Origin of the sequence: Bradyrhizobium sp. WSM3983 (assembly GCF_000473045.1) — a bacterium.
GTDB lineage: Bacteria > Pseudomonadota > Alphaproteobacteria > Rhizobiales > Xanthobacteraceae > Bradyrhizobium.
In genome coordinates, this window is the sequence record NZ_AXAY01000014.1 from 84,851 (window position 1) to 103,963 (window position 19,113).

At 63.9% G+C, this 19,113-nt stretch carries 17 protein-coding genes; 11 read left to right on the forward strand and 6 right to left on the reverse strand.

Going from position 1 to position 19,113, the window contains the following annotated elements; translation table 11 throughout:
- Nucleotides 1–33: 33 nt before the first annotated feature.
- Nucleotides 34–1,206 (forward strand): hypothetical protein, encoded by a 1,173-nt coding sequence (locus YUA_RS0120805; protein WP_245285212.1) that lies wholly within the window; start codon nt 34–36, stop codon nt 1,204–1,206.
- 840 nt (nt 1,207–2,046) lie between these two features.
- Here YUA_RS0120805 and YUA_RS44520 read toward each other — a convergent pair.
- Nucleotides 2,047–3,636: a glycosyltransferase 87 family protein gene (locus YUA_RS44520; RefSeq protein WP_198029467.1), complete on the reverse strand. Its 1,590-nt coding sequence runs from the start codon at nt 3,634–3,636 to the stop codon at nt 2,047–2,049.
- A gap of 401 nt (nt 3,637–4,037) precedes the next feature.
- Here YUA_RS44520 and YUA_RS0120815 point away from each other — a divergent pair, with 401 nt between their 5' ends.
- A complete protein-coding gene (locus YUA_RS0120815) occupies nt 4,038–4,718 on the forward strand; it encodes a TetR/AcrR family transcriptional regulator (RefSeq protein ID WP_027532451.1) in 681 nt (226 codons plus the stop codon).
- Nucleotides 4,719–4,865: 147 nt separating this feature from the next.
- On the opposite strand, the gene pyk is transcribed toward YUA_RS0120815, so the two are convergent.
- Nucleotides 4,866–6,302 carry a pyruvate kinase gene (pyk, locus tag YUA_RS0120820; protein ID WP_027532452.1) on the reverse strand — a complete coding sequence of 479 codons (1,437 nt, stop codon included), beginning with the start codon at nt 6,300–6,302 and terminating at the stop codon, nt 4,866–4,868.
- Nucleotides 6,299–6,895: a DUF1036 domain-containing protein gene (locus YUA_RS0120825; protein WP_027532453.1), complete on the reverse strand. Its 597-nt coding sequence runs from the start codon at nt 6,893–6,895 to the stop codon at nt 6,299–6,301. Before YUA_RS0120825 ends, pyk begins: the two co-directional genes overlap by 4 nt.
- Nucleotides 6,896–7,073: 178 nt before the next feature.
- Between YUA_RS0120825 and YUA_RS0120830 the strand changes: the two genes are divergently transcribed.
- The 3 genes from YUA_RS0120830 (at nt 7,074) to YUA_RS0120840 (ending at nt 8,458) form a co-directional block, all read left to right on the forward strand.
- The gene (locus tag YUA_RS0120830) at nt 7,074–7,379 is read left to right on the forward strand and encodes a DUF1244 domain-containing protein (protein ID WP_027532454.1); all 306 of its coding nucleotides are present in this window, start codon (nt 7,074–7,076) and stop codon (nt 7,377–7,379) included.
- Nucleotides 7,380–7,574: 195 nt separating this feature from the next.
- Entirely contained in the window at nt 7,575–7,847 is a 273-nt protein-coding gene (locus tag YUA_RS0120835; protein ID WP_014492426.1) for a DUF2312 domain-containing protein, read from the forward strand.
- A 185-nt stretch (nt 7,848–8,032) separates the two neighbouring features.
- Entirely contained in the window at nt 8,033–8,458 is a 426-nt protein-coding gene (locus YUA_RS0120840; RefSeq protein ID WP_027532455.1) for a DUF1801 domain-containing protein, read from the forward strand.
- A 10-nt stretch (nt 8,459–8,468) separates the two neighbouring features.
- On the opposite strand, the gene YUA_RS0120845 is transcribed toward YUA_RS0120840, so the two are convergent.
- The 3 genes from YUA_RS0120845 to YUA_RS0120855 all read right to left on the reverse strand — a co-directional run bounded on the left by YUA_RS0120845 (nt 8,469) and on the right by YUA_RS0120855 (nt 14,407).
- Nucleotides 8,469–10,085, reverse strand: a complete 1,617-nt coding sequence (locus YUA_RS0120845) for a DUF882 domain-containing protein (RefSeq protein ID WP_027532456.1) — start codon at nt 10,083–10,085, stop codon at nt 8,469–8,471.
- 273 nt (nt 10,086–10,358) lie between these two features.
- Complete coding sequence (locus YUA_RS0120850) at nt 10,359–12,560, reverse strand: L,D-transpeptidase family protein (RefSeq protein ID WP_027532457.1); 2,202 nt, start codon at nt 12,558–12,560, stop codon at nt 10,359–10,361.
- A 350-nt stretch (nt 12,561–12,910) separates the two neighbouring features.
- Nucleotides 12,911–14,407 (reverse strand): sigma-54 dependent transcriptional regulator, encoded by a 1,497-nt coding sequence (locus YUA_RS0120855; RefSeq protein ID WP_027532458.1) that lies wholly within the window; start codon nt 14,405–14,407, stop codon nt 12,911–12,913.
- A gap of 127 nt (nt 14,408–14,534) precedes the next feature.
- Between YUA_RS0120855 and YUA_RS0120860 the strand changes: the two genes are divergently transcribed.
- From YUA_RS0120860 to YUA_RS0120885, 6 genes are all read left to right on the forward strand, one after another.
- Nucleotides 14,535–16,478, forward strand: coding sequence for a M3 family oligoendopeptidase (locus YUA_RS0120860; RefSeq protein WP_027532459.1), 1,944 nt, complete (start codon nt 14,535–14,537; stop codon nt 16,476–16,478).
- A 105-nt stretch (nt 16,479–16,583) separates the two neighbouring features.
- Nucleotides 16,584–16,808, forward strand: a complete 225-nt coding sequence (locus YUA_RS0120865) for an AbrB family transcriptional regulator (RefSeq protein ID WP_027532460.1) — start codon at nt 16,584–16,586, stop codon at nt 16,806–16,808.
- A 12-nt stretch (nt 16,809–16,820) separates the two neighbouring features.
- Nucleotides 16,821–17,216 (forward strand): type II toxin-antitoxin system death-on-curing family toxin, encoded by a 396-nt coding sequence (locus YUA_RS0120870; protein WP_027532461.1) that lies wholly within the window; start codon nt 16,821–16,823, stop codon nt 17,214–17,216.
- A 97-nt stretch (nt 17,217–17,313) separates the two neighbouring features.
- The gene (locus YUA_RS0120875; RefSeq protein WP_008136857.1) at nt 17,314–17,466 is read left to right on the forward strand and encodes an aa3-type cytochrome c oxidase subunit IV; all 153 of its coding nucleotides are present in this window, start codon (nt 17,314–17,316) and stop codon (nt 17,464–17,466) included.
- A gap of 142 nt (nt 17,467–17,608) precedes the next feature.
- Nucleotides 17,609–18,739 (forward strand): Re/Si-specific NAD(P)(+) transhydrogenase subunit alpha, encoded by a 1,131-nt coding sequence (locus YUA_RS0120880; protein ID WP_027532462.1) that lies wholly within the window; start codon nt 17,609–17,611, stop codon nt 18,737–18,739.
- A gap of 21 nt (nt 18,740–18,760) precedes the next feature.
- Nucleotides 18,761–19,078 (forward strand): proton-translocating transhydrogenase family protein, encoded by a 318-nt coding sequence (locus YUA_RS0120885; protein WP_027532463.1) that lies wholly within the window; start codon nt 18,761–18,763, stop codon nt 19,076–19,078.
- Nucleotides 19,079–19,113 lie beyond the last annotated feature (35 nt).

The following is a 19,113-nucleotide window of genomic DNA, read 5'->3' on the forward strand; positions in this document are numbered from 1 at the left end:
CTTCACACTTGGGTCGTCCCGACTTTCGCAATCATGATGGCCTCCGCCCCACTGCAGGCTTCAACAGCACCAAAAATGTCAGCGTGCGGATACCTCACTGGTCTAATTGATAAGGCACCGCCATCATGGCCGTTGTTCCTGCCCAGCTATCCGACCGTCGAACCGGGGCCTCTGCATGGCGCCGCCTACCTCTATGACAATGCGGTAGCCGCCATCGCATTGGTCGGTTGCGGTGAGCAAGACAAAGCATATCGGATTGGCTCGGCGATTCTCTGGGCCATCGACAACGACCGCACCTGGCATGATGGACGGCTCAGGAACGCTTACGCCGCGGGTTTGGTGGCGAATGGGCCCGTAAAACTTCCAGGTTGGTGGGACAATACTCAGAACAAATGGTTAGAGGATCGATATCAGGTGGGCAGCGATGTTGGTAACATGGCATGGGCCATGTTGGCGTTGCTGTCGATTGATGTGAACACCGGCTCTCGATTCCTCGATGGTGCCGCACGGCTTGGCGCCTGGGTCGCGCAATGGGCCGATACGCGCGGTACTGGCGGTTTCACGGGCGGTACGTTTGGGCACGAGCCGACGCCGGAAGTGCGGACATGGAAATCGACTGAACATAATACTGACCTCGCCGCCGCGTTTGGCCTTCTTGCCATCCGTACAGGCGATTCGCGCTGGCGCGATAAGGCAATGGTTGCTGAGTACTTCGTAAATACGATGTGGGATCCGGGGTGCGCCTGTTTCGCCGCAGGGACCGCTGAAGACGGTGTCACGCATAATCCGATTTTGGCACTGGATGCCCAGATCTGGCCTTTAACAGCACTTCACGGAGCGGCCGGGAAATTTGCATCGGCGATGACGACCGCCGAACAGCGAATGAGTGTTGGCGGAGGCTTTTCTTACGGTGAAGACCGGGACGGTGTGTGGACCGAAGGGACGGGCCAAATGGCTCTCTTGATGAAATTGCTCGGCAGGACTGAGAGGGCAGAATCGTTGATCGCTATCATCGAATCCCAGAGGTCGCCCGATGGTGGGTTCTATGCCACGACTGTCCGCGCGTTACCGACGGGGTTCGTGTTGGACACCGACCCGACCAAGCCGCGACACTATTTCCGATTGTCACATCTTGGCGCAGCTTCGTGGGCTGCCCTCGCGGAACGTGGGCTCAATCCCTTTACGATGACAAAAGGACTTCCCTAGCTGAGCCGCAGTGCTTCTCGTCTCGGCCGTTTCGGTCTGTTTTGATTTCGATATGTCCGCAAAGGGTCACAACCAGCGGTCCGGGCAAGCGGCGGCGCGGCGTCCGGTCTGCCACCGATAGCCGATATAGCAACGGGGGCAACCTTGTTTGGCTAGGGGCCAAGAGGCGACATGGCCCTCAGCGTGCGCTCGCGGCGGTGATTGGACCGCATCGATCTTGCGAACGCGCATCTGTAGTCCAACTCTTGGTCGAACAGGCGACTTCACGAAATGAAAGAGGCCGCCAACTGAAGCGGCCTTAGTGGATAGCTCCCAATTCCTTCGGGTCCTCTTTGTAAGCGCCCGAGGTCAATCTTCTAGTCCGGCACCGCTAGTCGCAACGGCGGACCCTGCGGACCGAACCGTCGTCGCGCTCGATCGTGACGGTGCGGCATCCACCGCGATATCCGCGATCATATCCGTAGGCGCGATAAGCAGGTCGATCGTACTCTCGGTAGTAACGCCGCTCCGGCCCCACTCTTACGCCGCCAAGCGGAGTATCAACGGCAACTTGAGCTGATGCCGGTGCAATAGAGATCGGCGTGGCGATAGCGAATCCAGCAACCGCCAATATGCCAGCCAGTAACAGGGTTCTCATATGAGCCTCCTCCTGAGTTATTGCATTGCTTTCAAACATATCAGGTGGAGCAAGGTTCCTGCACGAACAGTAGCAGCCGCATGTTCCTGAACCAAGCGAGCACGACCGGAATGTCTCTTAGGGTCAAAACCGATAAAGTTTTCCCGAGCAGATGTTTTCCGCTCGGCCATCGGCAGCCGACATTGCCTTTGTGAGTACACGTTCTAACGCGAGGTCCGCTCAATGAGCGGGCAGCTTTCGAGCGTGGTGCCGGGGCGGGCGCCCTCAATGGCGACACAGGGCCGGGAGCGATCGATGGCAAGTGCGTAGCGATCCAGCAGCGCGCTACGATCCGGTTCACCGCGCATGTGCAATTCGCGGACACCGCCGGGCAGCGGAGCCTTCAGCCCGGCGCGGATGCGCTGGTCGAAGATGCCGCCGGGGACGATGGGAACACCGATATCGGCGAGCAGGTAGAAGCGTGACTGGGAGGGGAGCTGCGGCGCGATATAGGCGAGCGGCTTGCCGAGGATCAAGTAGGTTGCGGGCTGACGGAGCTCGTCGGCGATCTTTGGCCGGTAGATGTCGGACCAGGGGCGATGCCACCAGTCCGCCGGCTGCGACCACAATGCGATCGCGGCTGCAACCGTCAACATCAGCGCGTTCAGCGCAACGGGAGACATCTTGGGCAATGCCGGCCCCACGCTCGCGGCGAGGCGCGCGAGCAGCAGAACGATGATCGGGCCGCACAACAATTCCAGAACGACCGCATAGCGCTGGATCGAGAACAGGCCGAGCCACACCAGGTACGAGACTGCAAACAGCACCACGAACTGCACGTCACGTCGTGTGAGGATCGCGCTGTCGCGCCTCATGCGCACAAACAGGCCGAGCACGAGCAGGACCGTCACGACCGCGAAGCGCGCGTCGCGGAACGGATGCTCCGCGCCTCTGTGATCGCCCACCAGCCAGTAGAACGGGTAGGCCAGTGCGTCGAGCACGCTGTGGGGCATGAACTGCGCGTCCATCAGATTGATGGCCGCCACCTCGCCCGACTGGAAGACGGCATTGAACAGCGGGAAGATCGGATTGCCGGTGTCACGCCAGGCGATCAGGCACCATTCGCCGCCGGTGAGCGCCGCGCCGACAATCCCGCCGAGTCCAAGCAGGGCAGTCGCCCGAAGCGGACGCGCGGCGGCGAGCACTGCCGTGGCAGCACCTATCGCGTAGACGACATTGGTCAGCTTCAACCCGACCGCGGCGCCAATCAGGAGCCCGGCCAGCAGATAGCGAACTGCGGGCCGGCGATCCGCAACCAGGATCAGAAGGAAACCGCCGATCACGGGCAAGGCCAGCAGCACGTCGGAAAAGCTCGTGCCCACTTCCGAGAGCGTCATCGGACCTGCGGCCGCGATTGCGACCGCCGCCGCGATCGCCGCGACGGTTGCGGCCTGGCGCAGGACCAGGCGTGCAAACAGGTAGATGAGCGCGAGGTTGAGGCCGTGAATTGCACCGATGATCACCAGCCCATACGGCGACGGCAGGAAGTGGCGGAGGTAATAGACCGGAAAATAGACGATCGGATTGAAGTAGGTCTGAAAGCCCGGCGGGACCGCATCGACGCCATAGCGGCCGTTGAGCACGGCCCAGACATTGTATTCGTGGTAGTTCTGCCAATCCCAGTTGACGTCCTCGCCCATCGCGAAGGTGTAGAGCGCGCCTGCCAGCATCGAGCACACGACAATGGCGATGGCTAACGCCGTCCCGCGCAGGTTCGTCGTCCATGGCCGGCGCAGGCCTCCGGCCGCAGGCATGGAAAGGGCTTCGGGCAAATCGGCAGTGGTTGTCGTGCGCTGCAGCATCAAGGCGCCACGGCTGATGGTCGCAGCCCTTTTTCGAAAACAGGATGCGACGCAGAAAGTAAGCTTGTGGGGCGCATTGCCGGATTCCGGTTGATCCCCGTAGGACTATGACCAGCCAGTTAAGGTTGCATGAATCAATGCAGGAACCGGTTGCCTGGCGCGTAGGAGCGGCTTGTCCTTGCAGGGAGCATCCATTCTCGCCCGCGGCGTGACGCGCGCGATCCATCACGCATTTGGTTCTTGTCATCCCTCCTGAATAGTTGTTCAGTCCTTGCGGGGCGATTTGCATCTCTTGCAGTGACGAAGCGTTGGGCCGCGGGCGTGCGGCAGGCGTGTGGGACAGGAAGCGCGCCATGGTTTATCGGCGAACGCATCAAGTGGTTAAGCGCCTTGCGGCTCGGCGCAGCGCCATCCTGGCGGCGGCAAGGGAAGCCGCGGCCGAAGGCGGCATGGCGGCGGTGCAGATCGCGCCGGTCGCGGTCCGGGCCAGCGTGGCGGCCGGCACCGTCTACCGCTACTTCCCCTCCAAGGCCGAGCTGATCTCCGAATTGATCTCCGAGGTCTCCCGCGACGAGCTCGCGGCGATCCGGCGCGCGGCCGATGCCGCGCCTGGCCCGTCCTCCGCGCTGGCGGCGGCCGTGACCACGGTGGCCGTCCATACGCTGTCGCAGCGCCGGCTGGCCTGGGGCATTTTGGCTGAGCCTGTCGATGTCGATGTCAGCGCCTCACGGCTTGCCAGTCGCCGCGAGATTGCCGGCGAGATCGCCGGGCGGATCGACGCCGCGGTGCGCGCCGGCCATCTGCCGGCGCAAGACACCGCGTTGGCCGCGACTGCGCTGCTGGGTGCGCTGCACGAGGCGCTCGTCGGCCCGCTTGCGCCGGACAATCTCGAGGATCCCGTCAAGATGCGCGATGCGGTGCAGACCGTGACGCTACTGGCGCTGCGCGCCGTCGGCGTCATGGACGCCCGCGCCCGCGGTCTGGTGGTGCAGCAGACGCTGCTGCCGACGGCCAAGGCGCTGGTCGGGGCTTAAAACGCCGGTGCGATCGGGGCTGCGGCCTGATCATGCTCAGGCTGTTGCCTGAGCACGCCTTTTCGCAAAACCCGAGCAAAGCAGCCGAACCGGCCGGCTACGGTGCATGGGGTTGTTTCGCGGTTTTGTTGGCCGGCACCGGCCGCCTCAGATATTCGCGTCGCCCTCGGGGCCGACGGAGGCGATACGCACCATGTTCGTGGTGCCGGGAATGCCGAGCGGGACGCCGGCGACGATGATCACGCGCTGGCCGGCGCGGACGAAACCGTCGCGGAAGGCGATCTGGCCGGCGCGGCTCACCATGTCGTCCTGGTCGCGCGCATCCTCCGCCACCACGCAATGCACGCCCCACACGACGGCGAGCCGGCGGCCGGCCTGAATGTTCGGCGTGATCGCGACGACCGGCGGCTTCGGCCGCTCGCGCGCCACGCGCACCGCGGTCGAGCCGGAGCTGGTCCAGCAGATCAGGGCGGGCAGGTCGAGCGTCTCGGCGATCTGCCGCGCAGCGTCGGCGATGGCGTCGCCCGCGGTGGATTCCGGCGCGGGGCGCTGGGCCGTGATCACTGACCGGTAGATCGGGTCGCGCTCGACCTCCTCGCCGATGCGGTTCATGGTCGAGACCGCCTCGACCGGGAATTTGCCGGCCGCCGATTCCGCCGACAGCATGATGGCGTCGGCGCCCTCATAGACGGCGGTGGCGACGTCGGAGACTTCGGCGCGAGTCGGCACCGGCGACTGGATCATCGATTCCAGCATCTGCGTTGCGATCACCACCGGCTTGCCGGCACGGCGTGCCATGCGCGTCATTTGCTTTTGCAGGCCCGGCACGCGCTCCAGCGGCAGCTCCACGCCGAGGTCGCCGCGCGCCACCATCAGCGCGTCGGAGGCCTCGATGATGTCGGCGAGGCGGTCGATCGCCTGCGGCTTCTCGATCTTGGCCATCACAGCGGCGCGGCCGCGGATCATCTTCTTGGCTTCGAGCACGTCATCGGCGCGCTGCACGAAGGACAGCGCAATCCAGTCGATGCCGGTGACGAGCGCGGCCTCGAGGTCGGCGCGGTCCTTCGACGTCATCGCCGAGACCGGCAAATCGGTGTCGGGCAGGCTGACGCCCTTGCGGTCGGACATCTTGCCGCCGACCACGACGCGCGTCACCGCGTGCTCCTTCGTGGTCTCCTCCGCGATCAGCCGCACCTTGCCGTCGTCAAGCAGCAGGGCATGACCGGGCCGCAGCGCAGCAAGAATCTCCGGGTGAGGAAGATTGACGCGGTTGGCGTCGCCTGGGGTCTTGTCGGAATCCAGCGTAAAGGTCTGCCCGTTCTGGAGCTGGACCGAGCCTTCGGCGAAGGCGCCGAGCCGGAGTTTTGGGCCCTGGAGATCGACCAGGATGCCGATCGGGCGGCCGTAGCTCGATTCGACATTGCGGATCGTCGCCACCAGCTCCCGCATCTTGTCATGCGGGGTGTGGCTCATATTGATGCGGAACACGTCGGCGCCGGCCTCGAACAGGCGGCGGATCATCGCGAGATCCGAAGAGGCAGGTCCCAGGGTCGCGAGAATCTTGATACGGCGAAGACGCCTCATGGCTTATTCCCAGACGGTGGCGAGGGGGCTGGCGGGAGGCCAGGTGCGGCGGGGGGCGTACCACCGGGCGGACTATTGGGCAAACCCGGAACGCCGCCACCGGGGCCGACAGGGCCGGGCATCCCGGGGACACGTTGCTGGGCAGGCTGCTCGTTGGCGTCGGTGAGCTGCACCGTCCAGGCTCGCTGCTCGCCCGTATCGACCTCGAAATAGCCGGTCCGGTCGTAGCCGCGCGCCAGGCAGTCCTCGGTGCCGCGGATGGTGAATTCCTTGTCGCGCGAGCACATGAAGGCCTGCCCCGACCACTCGCCGCCGCGGTCATAGTCGATCGCGTAGATGTAATAGTAACGGGCGACCAGCGTCCCCCGCAGCAGGGTCTCGCAGGAGCGGGACGAGATGTTCCACCAGCCTTCGGTGGTCCAGCCGTCGGCGTCCTTGTAGCCGAGCGCAATGCCGACCCGGCTTGACGTGTTGTTGCAAAGCCGGAAATCGGCCGAGGCCGGGCTGGCCCAGATGCACAACAGGCCAACCACCAGCACCGGGACCAACCGGGCGAGCAGGCGAAGGGGGGAGCGGGGAGATTCGGCGATCATTGTCGCGGAACGTATACCAGATGATTGACGATTTGGCGTAGGGCCGGGGAACTGCCCGATGGTTGCTCAGCGGCCGTTTGCGCCGCGATATGGCAAAATCTGTGACAGAACCCCACCTGATCCCGTAAGGGTGACCGCCATCAAGGTCAGAGCCGAGTTACAGCCGAGGGGTCCAGCCATGGCAATCGACGACAAAACCAGAACGGAGCTCGAGGCAGCCGCTTTCCGGCGCCTCGTCGATCATCTGAGGACGCGGACCGACGTCCAGAACATCGATCTGATGAATCTGGCCGGCTTCTGCCGCAACTGCCTGTCCAATTGGCTCAAGGACGCGGCCGACGCGCAAGGCGTCGCTCTCAGCAAGGACGAAAGCCGGGAGGCCGTCTACGGCATGCCCTACGAGACCTGGAAGTCGAAATACCAGGGCACGGCCGCGCCCGAGCAGATCGAGGCGATGAAGAAAGTCCATCCCCACAATCACTGAGGCACTGTCCGGGGCACGCTGAGTCGCAACCACTCAACGGCTTTCTTTGCTTCCCGGCAGGAAGGTGTGGGCGCGCTGTGGACGAGCGCGATGCTTGCTTGAACGCAGTCGACGCCAACCCTAAGGGTTCTCGTAGCACGCGCGGTGAGGATGCCGGCGTCACCTCGTTTTGCCAGTTTCATTGGGAGTACCAAGATGGCCACCTCCGCCGCCGTCCGCGACGACGAGCCCGCGACGAAATTTGCCAAGGACCAGCTCAAATCCATCATCGAGCGCATCGAGCGGCTGGAGGAAGAGAAGAAGGCGATCTCCGACGACATCCGCGACGTCTATGCCGAGAGCAAGGGCAACGGCTACGACGTCAAGGCGCTGCGCACCATCGTGCGGATGCGCAAGCAGGACCCGAACGAGCGCGCCGAGGCCGAGACGATTCTCGAGACCTACATGCAGGCCTTGGGGATGCTCTGAGGCCTCGCTGTCGTCCTGGCGAAGGCCAGGATCCATAACCACAAGCCGTGGTTATTTGCGAAGGCCAGCAGTTTCATTACCCTTGTGCGGGACTGGCACCGCGCTTCATCGATAGTTTCCGCGGTATGGGTCCTGGCTTTCGCCAGGACGACACCGGTATTGTGGAAGCATCGAGGGAGACATCAGTGACTGCGCCAACGCTGCCGCGTGACGTGAACCGTGCCTTCGACGCCTTCCCGGCGCCGATCGGCAAGCGGCTGCTTCAGGTGCGCGATCTGATCTTCGCGACTGCCGCGGCCTATGACAACGTCGGCCGGCTCACCGAAACGCTCAAATGGGGCGAGCCTGCTTATCTGACCGACGAGACCGGCAGCGGCTCGACGATCCGGCTCGGCCGCCTCAAGGATTCAGACCACGCCGCCATTCTGTTCAACTGCAAGACGACACTCGTCGACACGTTTCGTGAGCGCTTTCCCGATCAGTTCGAATATCGGCAGACAAGGGCGTTGTTGCTGCCGGTGGCCGGCAAGCTGCCGAAGCAGGAGCTGTCGGTCTGCCTGTCGCTGGCACTGACCTATCATCTGGATCGGCGAGGCAAGAAGGCGCGTTAGGCGATCAGCCTCAGCGCAGCGCGGCAGTGCGCATGACGAACGACGTCGTCTCGAGCTTGGCGGTGGCGCTGCCCGAGAAACTGTCGCAGGACAGGCCCTGCATCGGATCGTCGGTGAAGCCCATTGCGATCACGGCCTGCGGCTTGACGAAATAGCCGCGCAACGCAACCGTATCGAGCTCGCCCATCAGCGTCACCGACATCGCGCGGCTGGCGCTTGGCGACAGCATCACGATCTTGAGCCAGATGCTCTCGCCCTTGGCCGCGGAGAGCCGGGTTGCGGTTGCGATCATGCCGTCGGTGCTCTTGCTGACGACGGTGTTGATCTCGGTGGCCGGCGCGGCGTTGCGGGCCGCGGCCGCCGGACGCACGCCACGCGGGATCGGCGCGGAGGCGGCGACGACCTTGGCGCGATCGACCGGGGAGGCGGCCGGCGCGTAAGCCAGCGCCTGAAGGGTTGCGTTGGAGACGCTCGCGGTCGGTTGCGGGTCGGTAGCCGCGGCAAGCGCCTGGCGCGCCCTCAGCGCTGCGACCTGGGCCGGCGTCGCCTGCTGCGGCGTGGCGGGTGCATCCCAGAAGCCGCGGGCATTGATGATGTCGGCGGGGGTCTCGGGCTTTCCGGCCGGCGGCTTGTCAGCCACAGGGGCGGGCTTCGGCTTGGGCGGCGCAACGAGCTGGGCATCGGCCGAAGCGAGCTGGATCGCGGCGGCGATCTGCGGCTTGGCCCGCGGCGTCGGCACCGGATCGGCCGGTTTCGCGGCGGCCGCGACCACGGTCGGCGCTGCCGGCTTCTCGGATGCGGCGGGCGCACCCTCGTCGTCCTCGTCGTTGCTGGCGGGAGCCGACTTGCCCTTGAACAAAGCGGCGAGGAAGCTCGGCTTGCCGATCGTGGCAGCGTCGTCGCCATTGCCACGCCGCTCGATGTCGGCCTTGGCGAGCTCGTAACCTTTCAGCGGCGTGCCGTCCGTCGGGACGTGGACCGTGCGACCGTTCGGGAAGACGCGGGCGAGCTGGTCATGCGTCATGCGCGGCCAGTGCCGGATGCTGCCGGTGTCGAGATGCACGAAGGGCGAGCCGGAGGTCGGGTAGAAGCCGACGCCGCCGCGCTGCAGGCGCAGGCCGGCGAAGCGGATCTGCTCCAGCGGCACGTTCGGGATGTAGAAGTCCATCGCATGGCCCAGCATGTGCTGGCTGAAGCGCGCCACGCCCGAGGAGCGGCGGCGGAGCATGGCGTTGGTGGCGGGGGAGCGATAGGAGGAGATGATCTGGATCGGCTGCTTGCCGTCGACGTCGCGATAGACTTCCCAGAGGATGTCGAAGAGGTGACGGTCCATGACCGTCTCGTCCTGGGTGCGCCAGTCGCGCAGAAAGTGGTTGAGCGTCTTCAGCGCGGCTTCGTCGTAGCGGCCATCGCGCTTGAAGGTGACGGTGAGGTCTTCGCCGGAATGGGTGTGGTGGAAGGAGAGCGTCTTGGTTTCGTTCAGCGCGGCGGCGTTATGAACCGAACCGGCAGCCGCAAGCAGCATCAGCGAGGCGAGGCCGATCCGAGATCCGACCTTCACTCCCGCATGGGACAACGACACCGCAGCGAATTGGCGTGCGAAACCAGCCAGCACGTATGAGCCCACCCAGTCGACGAGCGTTCAAAATGGACTCTCCCGCCAACCCCGTTAGCGCGCGAAAGAGGGTGAACGCTTTGTTAAAGCGAGAAGGTTAATTCGAGGTTGACCTTCCCGCCCCCAAACCAAGTCAGATTACGATCCTAAGCGGCTTAGTGTGGCGAAAAAACGCCCGCTACCCGAATCCGGATGGAGAATGGTTAACGTTAAGCGACCCCGTCCATGAGGCGGGGTCGCTGATTTCATTGAAGAATTTTAGAAGTTCAGGCGCTGGGCCGAGGCTCAGCGGGTGAATACCCGCTGTTGCTGGGGCCGGCGGCCGACCGGGGCCGGCGGCGGGGTCGGGGCCCCGAACAGCCGCTCGAAGAAGTTCGGCCCCGAGGAGCCAAAGCCGCCGCCATTATTGGCGATCGCCACGCCGGACGGCAGCGTCGTTGCCGGGCGCGAGTAGCTTGGTTGCGAGTGAGCGACGACGGTCTCGAGGTCCTTGCCGCGGCCGTTCTTCAGGATGTTGATCATGGTCGCGTCGCGGCCATAGACGTCCTTGCGGAATTGCAGCCTGCCGCCGTCGTCAACGAACGCGGTCTGGTAGGTGATGTTGACCGGGATCGGCGTCGGGAATTTCAGGTCGACCTCACCCGAACCGTACATGCTGCGCACGCGCTCCGGCGTGTACTTCTCGTTCGGCAGGGCGATGTTGAGCAGCACCGATGCATACTGATCCGGATATTGGACGCGCATGCAGCCGTGGCTGAAGGCGCGATCTTCCCGTGCGAACAGGTTCTTGTCCGGCGTGTCGTGCTGATAGACCAGGAACTTGTTCGGGAAGTTGAAGCGGATGCGGCCGAGCGCGTTGGCTTCGCCGGGCGGCTGCGAGATGTGAACCGAGCCGTCGCGGTTCTGCTCGAGCTTCAGGCCCATGCGCTGAAGCACGGTCGGGTCCTGCTGCAGCGCCGGCAGATATTCGCCATAGACGATCGACGGCGGCACGTTCCAGGTCGGGTTGACTGTGATGTATTTCATCGTTTCGGTCAGCAGTGGCGTGGCGTGCTGGCCCGGCTTGCCGGTGACGACGCGGGTGCTCCAGACCTGCTGGCCGCGCTGCATCACCTTCAGCGTGTAGTCGGGAATGTTGAGGATGACATAGGCATCGCCCAGCGAGGGCACGCCGAGGTCGCGCGGCAGCCAGCGCCAGCGCTCCATGTTCACCAGCACGGCGTCGATCTGCTTGTCGCGCTTCGGGCTATTCAGCGCCTTGACCGTCTTGTCGTCGAGGATGCCGGTCGCCTTGATCTCGGCGCCGTCCTGGAATTTGCGCACCGCTTCCGCGACTGCTGCGTCATAGTGGTCGTCGCTGGCGTTCTCGGTCATGCCGAGCTTGGTGCGGAGCTGCGGCACGCGCGGATCCTGCACCACGATCTCAGCCTGCTTCTTGCCCTTGGCGGGCGTGTATTTCAGCGCCGGGCCGTCGGTGATCTCGATCACCGGGCCGTCGCCCTGGCCGCGCAGCTGGGCGAGCTTTGCCTTCAGCTCCTTGTAAAGCTTCTGCGGCGGGTTGTAGCTGTCGAGCGCGGCGGAGGCGTCGGCCGCCGTGGTGACCTTGGTGAGCACCTCGTTCGGATCGACCGGATGCTCGGGATAGAGGATGTCGGCACTGACCTGGGACCAATGCACGCGGCCGCTCTGCGCCTGGCGCGCATAGTCGAACATGCTGGCGGTCAGCTTCAGCTCGGCGTCGGCGAGCGCGTCGGGCGTGGTGGCGGCGGCGAAATCCGGCACCGGATAGTCGGCGGGATTGAGACCGTCGGAGGCCGCATCCTTCAGCCGTGCGATCACGCCCTTGGCTGCGGCAGTCAGGCTGCCGGCTTGCGTCCAGACTGGCGCGAAGTCGCGGGCACCGTAGAATTTCTCGATCGCCGCACGCTCGTTCTTGCGGTCGAAATGGCGCGACGTCTTGGCGCCGATGATGTCCTTGAGCCTGTCGGCGACCGGCTGGTCGGCGGCGGGAATGTTGCTCGCGGCCTTCACCGGCTCGGCGGCCGCAGCCGGGGCCGGCGCCGCTGCGGCGTCAGCCTTTGCAGGCTCGGATTTGGCGGGTTCGGTCTTCGCAGGCTCGGTGTTGGCCGTCTCGCTCTTCGGCGCTTCAACTGTGGGCGTCGTGGCGACGTCGGAGGGCTTGGTCTCGACCTTGTCGGGGGCCGGCGCTGCCTCGGCCTTCACGGGCTCCTTCGCAGTTTCCTTGGCCGCTTCCTTCGGCGCGTCCTGCACCGTGGCGGTGGTGTCGAGCTTGATGTCGGATGCGGTCGGAGGCGGGACGTTTGCAGGCTCGGGGCGAGGGATCGCGGCTTCGATCGCGAGCTCCGCGGCGCTGCTGCGCGCCTGATCCTGCGCCAGCGCCGAGCTGGCCGATACCGTGAAGAAGGTCGCCGCGACCGTCATCAAGACACGGTCAAAGCCTGCACGGTGGTTCAAACAGTCACGCATTGTGTCGCACCCCTCGGGTGAACTGTCCCTCGTGGAACAGCTTTCGTTATCGCCTAATTGATTGAGTTTCGGCTAAACCGCGCCGGCCTCTCGAAAGTTGCACGCCTGCACGCAACGATTCTTACGCAGACGATATACAGGCCCCGATTTTGCAGCCAGCGCTACCCGGGACAACTCACGACAAACTGACTTCAAGAAAGCCCGTTTGCAACGGATTGTGCGGTTTCACCGCGGCTTTTCCCGGTGTCTGTCACTTCCAAGTCACGGTTTCAGCCGCAGCCGAATTTTGCCGTAATTCAATGGGTTGCGGACGCAATGTCCATTCGCGCGAACCTTCGTTCGCATGAGGTTCAGTGCGTCTCCTCACCGCTTTTCCCGCCATGGCCGGGAACACCGGCTTCGTCGAGTTTGCGGTAGAGCGTGGACCTGCCGATCTTGAGACGACGCGCCACCTCGGACATCTGTCCGCGGTAGTGCGAGATCGCGAAGCGGATGATCTCGTTCTCCATGTCCTCCAACGATCGGACATCGCCGGTGGGGGTCAGCATCGAGAGAGACCCTGCCAGGGGCAGCGGAGCGATTGGTATTTCACTACCCGACACCACCGAGGGCGCCGCCATCGGCTCGATCATCAGCGGCGCGGTCGGAATGTCCAACGTGGAATGCGGATGCGACGCCAGCAGCGGGAAATCGTCGAGACCGAGCTGGTCGCCCTCGCTCATCACCACCGCGCGGTAGACCGCGTTTTCGAGCTGGCGGATGTTGCCGGGCCAGTCGAGCTGAGCGAGATGTGCCATGGCTTCGCCGCTGACGCCGGAGATCGGGCGGTTCTCCTCGGCGGCAAAGCGCGCCAGGAAATGCCGGAGGAGATGCGGGATGTCCTCGCGCCGGGCCCTGAGCGAAGGAATCGTCAGCGGCAGCACATGCAGGCGGTAAAACAAGTCCTCGCGGAAATGCCCCTGCTTCACCCGTTCGAGCAGCTTGCGATTGGTCGCGGAGATGATGCGGACGTCAACCTTCACCGGCTTGCGGCCGCCGACGGCTTCGACTGCACCCTCCTGAAGCGCGCGCAACAGCTTGACCTGCGCAGTCAGCGGCAGCTCGCTGACCTCGTCCAGAAACAGCGTGCCGCCATTGGCCTCGACGAACTTGCCGGTATGCCGCTCGGTCGCGCCGGTGAAGGCGCCCTTCTCGTGGCCGAACAGAATGGACTCGACGAGGTTGTCGGGGATCGCGCCGCAATTGACTGCGACGAACGGCTTAGCCTTGCGCTCGCCGCTGCCGTGGATGGCGCGTGCGAACATCTCCTTGCCGACGCCGGACTCGCCTTCGATCAGGACGGGAATCGATGAGTTCGCCGCCTTCTGCGCCGCGCGCATCACCGTTGCCATGGCCTCAGCGCGCGTGATGATGTCGGCGAAGGTCAGCCGGCCCTCGCGGCTGTGACGGATCCGCTGCAACTCGCCCTTCAGCGCGGAGGCGTTGAGCGCGTTGCGTAAGCTGACCTGGAGCCGCTCCACACCGACCGGCTTGACTACGAAGTCGGCAGCGCCCGCGCGCATCGCCGAGATCACGTTGTCGATGCCGCCATGGGCGGTCTGCACGATGACGGGGACGCTGAGGCCGGCTTCGCGGATTTTCGCCAGCACGCCCATGCCATCCAGGCCGGGCATCACGAGATCGAGGATCACGGCGTCGATCGCCTGTGCGTCGGGGGCGGTGAGGGCGGCGATCGCAGCGTCGCCGGACTCGACGACGATCGTGTCATAGCCGCATTTCTGCACCATGTTCTCGACCAGGCGGCGTGCCACGGCGTCGTCATCGGCAATCAAAATACTGGCAGCCATGGTGCTCCCCGCACGCTACTACTATCTGTCTCGAATCGGGTCACTCTGGCCGAAGCCGATTAACGCACTCTTAAACCTTGATGCCCCCGCCCGCCGCAGCGTTTGTTGAACACAGGTTTCCCACACAATGACTTCGCGCTCCAAGACTGCTCTCAAAAAGAAGACTGCTCTCAAAAAGCCCGCTCTTCGTAAGCCCGCTCTCCGCAAGCCAAGCACCAGGAAATCCGCCGCCAAGGCAAAATCCTCCGCCAAGCCTTCACTCGCCAAGCCTTCACTCGCCAAGCCTGCGAGCAAGACTAGCAAGCTTCCGGAGTGGAACCTTGCCGATCTCTATTCCGGGATCGATGCGCCGGAAGTGGCGCGCGATCTCGAAACCATGGATGCCGATTGCGTCGCGTTCGAGACGGACTACAAGGGCAAGCTCGCAACAGGCACAGCAAACGAAGATGGCGGAAAATGGCTCGCGGAAGCCGTGCGGCGCTATGAAGCGATCGACGATCTCGCCGGCCGTCTCGGCTCCTATGCCGGCCTCGTCCACGCCGGCGACAGCGTGGACCCTGCGATTTCAAAGTTTTACGGCGACGTCTCGGAGCGGCTGACGGCCGCGTCGACGCATCTTCTGTTCTTCGCGCTCGAACTCAATCGCGTCGATGACGATATTTTGAACCGCGCGATGCAAGCCGCCGAACTTGCACACTACCGTCCGTGGATCGAGGATCTGCGCAAGGAGAAGCCGTATCAGCTCGACGACAAGCTCGAGCAGCTCTTCCTGGAGAAAGCACAGACCGGCTATTCCGCGTTCAACCGGCTGTTCGACCAGACTATCTCCGGCCTGCGCTTCAAGGTCGGGCCCAAGGAGCTCGCGATCGAGCCGACGCTGAATTTCCTGCAGGACCGCGACGGCGCCAAGCGCAAAGCTGCGGCGGAGGCTCTGGCGAAGACCTTCAAGGCCAATGAGCGCACCTTCGCGCTGATCACCAACACGCTCGCCAAGGACAAGGACATCTCCGACCGCTGGCGCGGTTTCAAGGATGTCGCGGATTCACGCCATCTGAACAACCGCGTCGAGCGCGAGGTGGTGGATGCGCTGGTCACCTCCGTGCGTGCGGCCTATCCAAAATTGTCGCATCGCTATTACGCGCTGAAGGCGAAGTGGTTCGGCAGGAAGCGGCTGGCTTATTGGGACCGCAACGCCCCGCTGCCCTTCGCCGCGACTGACGTCATCGGCTGGCCCGATGCGCGCAACATGGTGCTGACGGCCTATCGCGGCTTCTCGCCAAGAATGGCCGATATCGCCGAGCGCTTCTTCACCGATCGCTGGATCGATGCGCCGGTACGTCCGGGCAAGGCGCCCGGCGCCTTCTCGCATCCGACCACGCCGTCGGCGCATCCCTACGTGCTTATGAACTACCAGGGCAAGCCGCGCGACGTGATGACGCTTGCGCATGAGCTCGGCCACGGCGTGCACCAGGTGCTGGCCGCGAAGAACGGCGCGCTGATGGCGCCGACGCCGCTGACGCTGGCCGAGACCGCCAGCGTGTTCGGCGAGATGCTGACCTTCCAGCGGCTGCTGGCCCAGACCAAGAGCGCAAGGCAGCGCCAGGCGCTGCTCGCCGGCAAGGTCGAGGACATGATCAATACCGTGGTGCGGCAAATCGCATTCTATTCGTTCGAGCGAGCCGTCCACACCGAGCGCAAGAACGGCGAACTCACCGCGACGCGGCTCGGCGAGCTCTGGCTGTCGGTGCAGGGCGAGAGCCTGGGGCCGGCGATCGAGATCAAGGCGGGCTACGAGAACTACTGGATGTATATCCCGCACTTCATCCATTCGCCGTTTTACGTCTATGCCTATGCCTTCGGCGATTGCCTCGTGAACTCGCTCTATGCCGTCTACGAGAACGCGGCCGAAGGCTTTGCCGAGCGCTATCTCGACATGCTCGCTGCCGGCGGCACCAAGCATTATTCCGAGCTGCTGCGGCCGTTCGGTCTCGATGCCAAGGACCCGAAGTTCTGGGACGGCGGGCTCTCGGTGATCGCCGGGATGATCGACGAGCTGGAGGCAATGGGCTGAGCGGGGACGGGCTCGGCGCGAGCGGAGGTCACGTAAAACATCTGTTGAACCTCCGCCCCGCTGATGTTATACACATGTATAACACATCGAGATGGCAGGAAGGCCATGAAGATCGAGATCAAGAAGATCGGTAATTCGGATGGTCTGTTGCTGCCGCGCGAGTTGATGCAGCGGCTCGACCTCAAGCGCGGCCAGCAACTCCACATCGTGGAATTGCCTGGCGGCGGTTTCCAGCTTCTGCCGTACGATCCCGATTTCGAGCGGACGATGGAAATCGCCGACGAGATCATGGACAAATATCGCGACACTCTCGCTGCGCTAGCGAAGTAGGGGCTTGTTCCAATGAGCGAGCCCGAAGAGCCGCTCTGGATCACCTACGAGCAGGCTGTCGCAATTCATGGCCGACAACTCCGCCGTTTCGGTGGTGCGCCGGGATTGCGCGACGAAGGCATGTTGCGTTCAGCGTTGGAGCGGCCCATCAACAAATGGCGCTATGAGCAGGCGCAGCTCGACGAACTGGCTGCTGCTTATGCATTCGGGCTCGCCAAAAATCACGCATTCGTTGATGGAAACAAGCGCATCGCTTTCATGGCGATGATGGTCTTTCTGCACCGAAATGCTGTGGCTTTTAGTCCTGATCCAGCAGAAGCAACGACCATTATCCTCTCCCTCGCCCCCGGTGAAGTCAGCGAGCAGAGCCTCGCCCGCTGGATCCGCGATAATCTGGATTCCAAATGACCTGATTTGCCGGAAAACCGCGCTTTCGTGCCGTTGCCCTGCCCGAAGGTTTAAGGTATCCCAGCCGAAGAATTCGACTTCCGACTGGGGACATTCCATGGCTGACCATAGCGAAGTGGCGTACACCACCGCCGACGGCAACGACTACGTTGCCCACGAGCAGACCTATGAGGGCTTCATCAAGCTCGTGAAGTACGGCACGGCCTCGGTCGCGCTCATCGTCATTCTGATGGCGATCTTCCTCACCTAAATCGTCTTCGGCGGCTGCCTACATCTGCGGCGGCAGCTGCCCACGAAATTTGCAAACAAGCCGGTTCCAAAGCCGGTATGCAACGTTGCGGGAGTAACGCTAAGTTTGTTCGCGCGCTTTTTCCCGCGTCGCCGGAGGGCCTATGAAGATCGCCGTTGCCAAGGAAATCGATCCGTCGGAGCCGCGTGTCGCCGCTTCGCCTGATACGGTGAAGAAGTTCAAGGCGTTGGGCGCCGAGATCGCCGTCGAGCCGGGCGCCGGCCTGAAATCGGGCCTGCCGGATTCCGAGTTCACCGCCGTGGGCGCCACGGTCAGTGCCGACGCGCTGAAGGACGCCGACATCATCATCAAGGTGAAGCGCCCCGAGGCGTCCGAGCTTTCGCAATACAAGCGCGGCGCGCTCGTCATCGCCATCATGGATCCCTACGGCAACGAGGCCTCGCTGCAGACGATCGCCGATGCCGGCGTCTCCGCCTTCGCGATGGAATTGATGCCGCGCATCACCCGCGCGCAGGTGATGGACGTGCTGTCGTCGCAGGCCAACCTCGCCGGCTACCGCGCCGTGATCGAAGGCGCCGAGGCTTTCGGCCGCGCCTTCCCGATGATGATGACCGCCGCCGGCACCGTGCCCGCCGCAAAAGTGTTCGTGATGGGCGTCGGCGTCGCCGGCCTCCAGGCGATCGCGACCGCGCGCCGTCTCGGCGCCATCGTCACCGCGACCGACGTGCGGCCCGCGACCAAGGAGCAGGTCGAATCGCTCGGTGCGAAATTCCTCGCCGTCGAGGACGAGGAGTTCAAGAACGCCCAGACCGCCGGTGGCTACGCCAAGGAAATGTCCAGGGAGTACCAGGCCAAGCAGGCCGCGCTCACCGCCGAGCACATCAAGAAGCAGGACATCGTGATCACGACCGCGCTGATCCCGGGCCGGCCGGCGCCAAAGCTCATTTCGGCCGAGATGGTCAAGTCGATGAAGCCCGGTTCGGTGCTGGTCGACCTCGCGGTCGAGCGCGGCGGCAATGTCGAGGGCGCCAGGGCCGGTGAAGTCGCTGAGGTCGATGGCATCAAGATCGTCGGCTACACCAATGTCGCCGGCCGCGTCGCGGCCTCGGCGTCGAACCTTTACGCGCGTAACCTGTTCAACTTCATCGAAACGATGGTCGACAAGGCCAACAAGAAGCTCGCCGTCAACTGGGACGACGAGCTCGTCAAGGCCACCGCGCTGACCAGGGATGGCGCAGTGATCCACCCGAACTTCCAGCCCAAGTCGGCTTGATTGGGCCAAAGGAGAGCCGCCATGGAGCATGCTGCACAACTTGTCGACCCCTTTATCTTCCGGCTGTCGATCTTCGTCCTCGCCGTCTTTGTCGGCTATTTCGTGGTGTGGTCGGTGACGCCTGCGCTGCACACGCCGCTGATGAGCGTGACCAACGCGATCTCCTCGGTGATCGTGGTCGGTGCGCTGCTTGCGGTCGGCGTCGCCAACGTATCGAGCGGTTCGGGCTGGGCGCGCGGCTTCGGCTTCGTCGCGCTCATCTTCGCCTGCGTCAACATCTTTGGCGGCTTCCTTGTCACCCAGCGCATGCTGGCGATGTACAAGAAGAAGTCGAAGTAAGCGGCCACCTCGGGCTGATGGGATCAATGGGGACC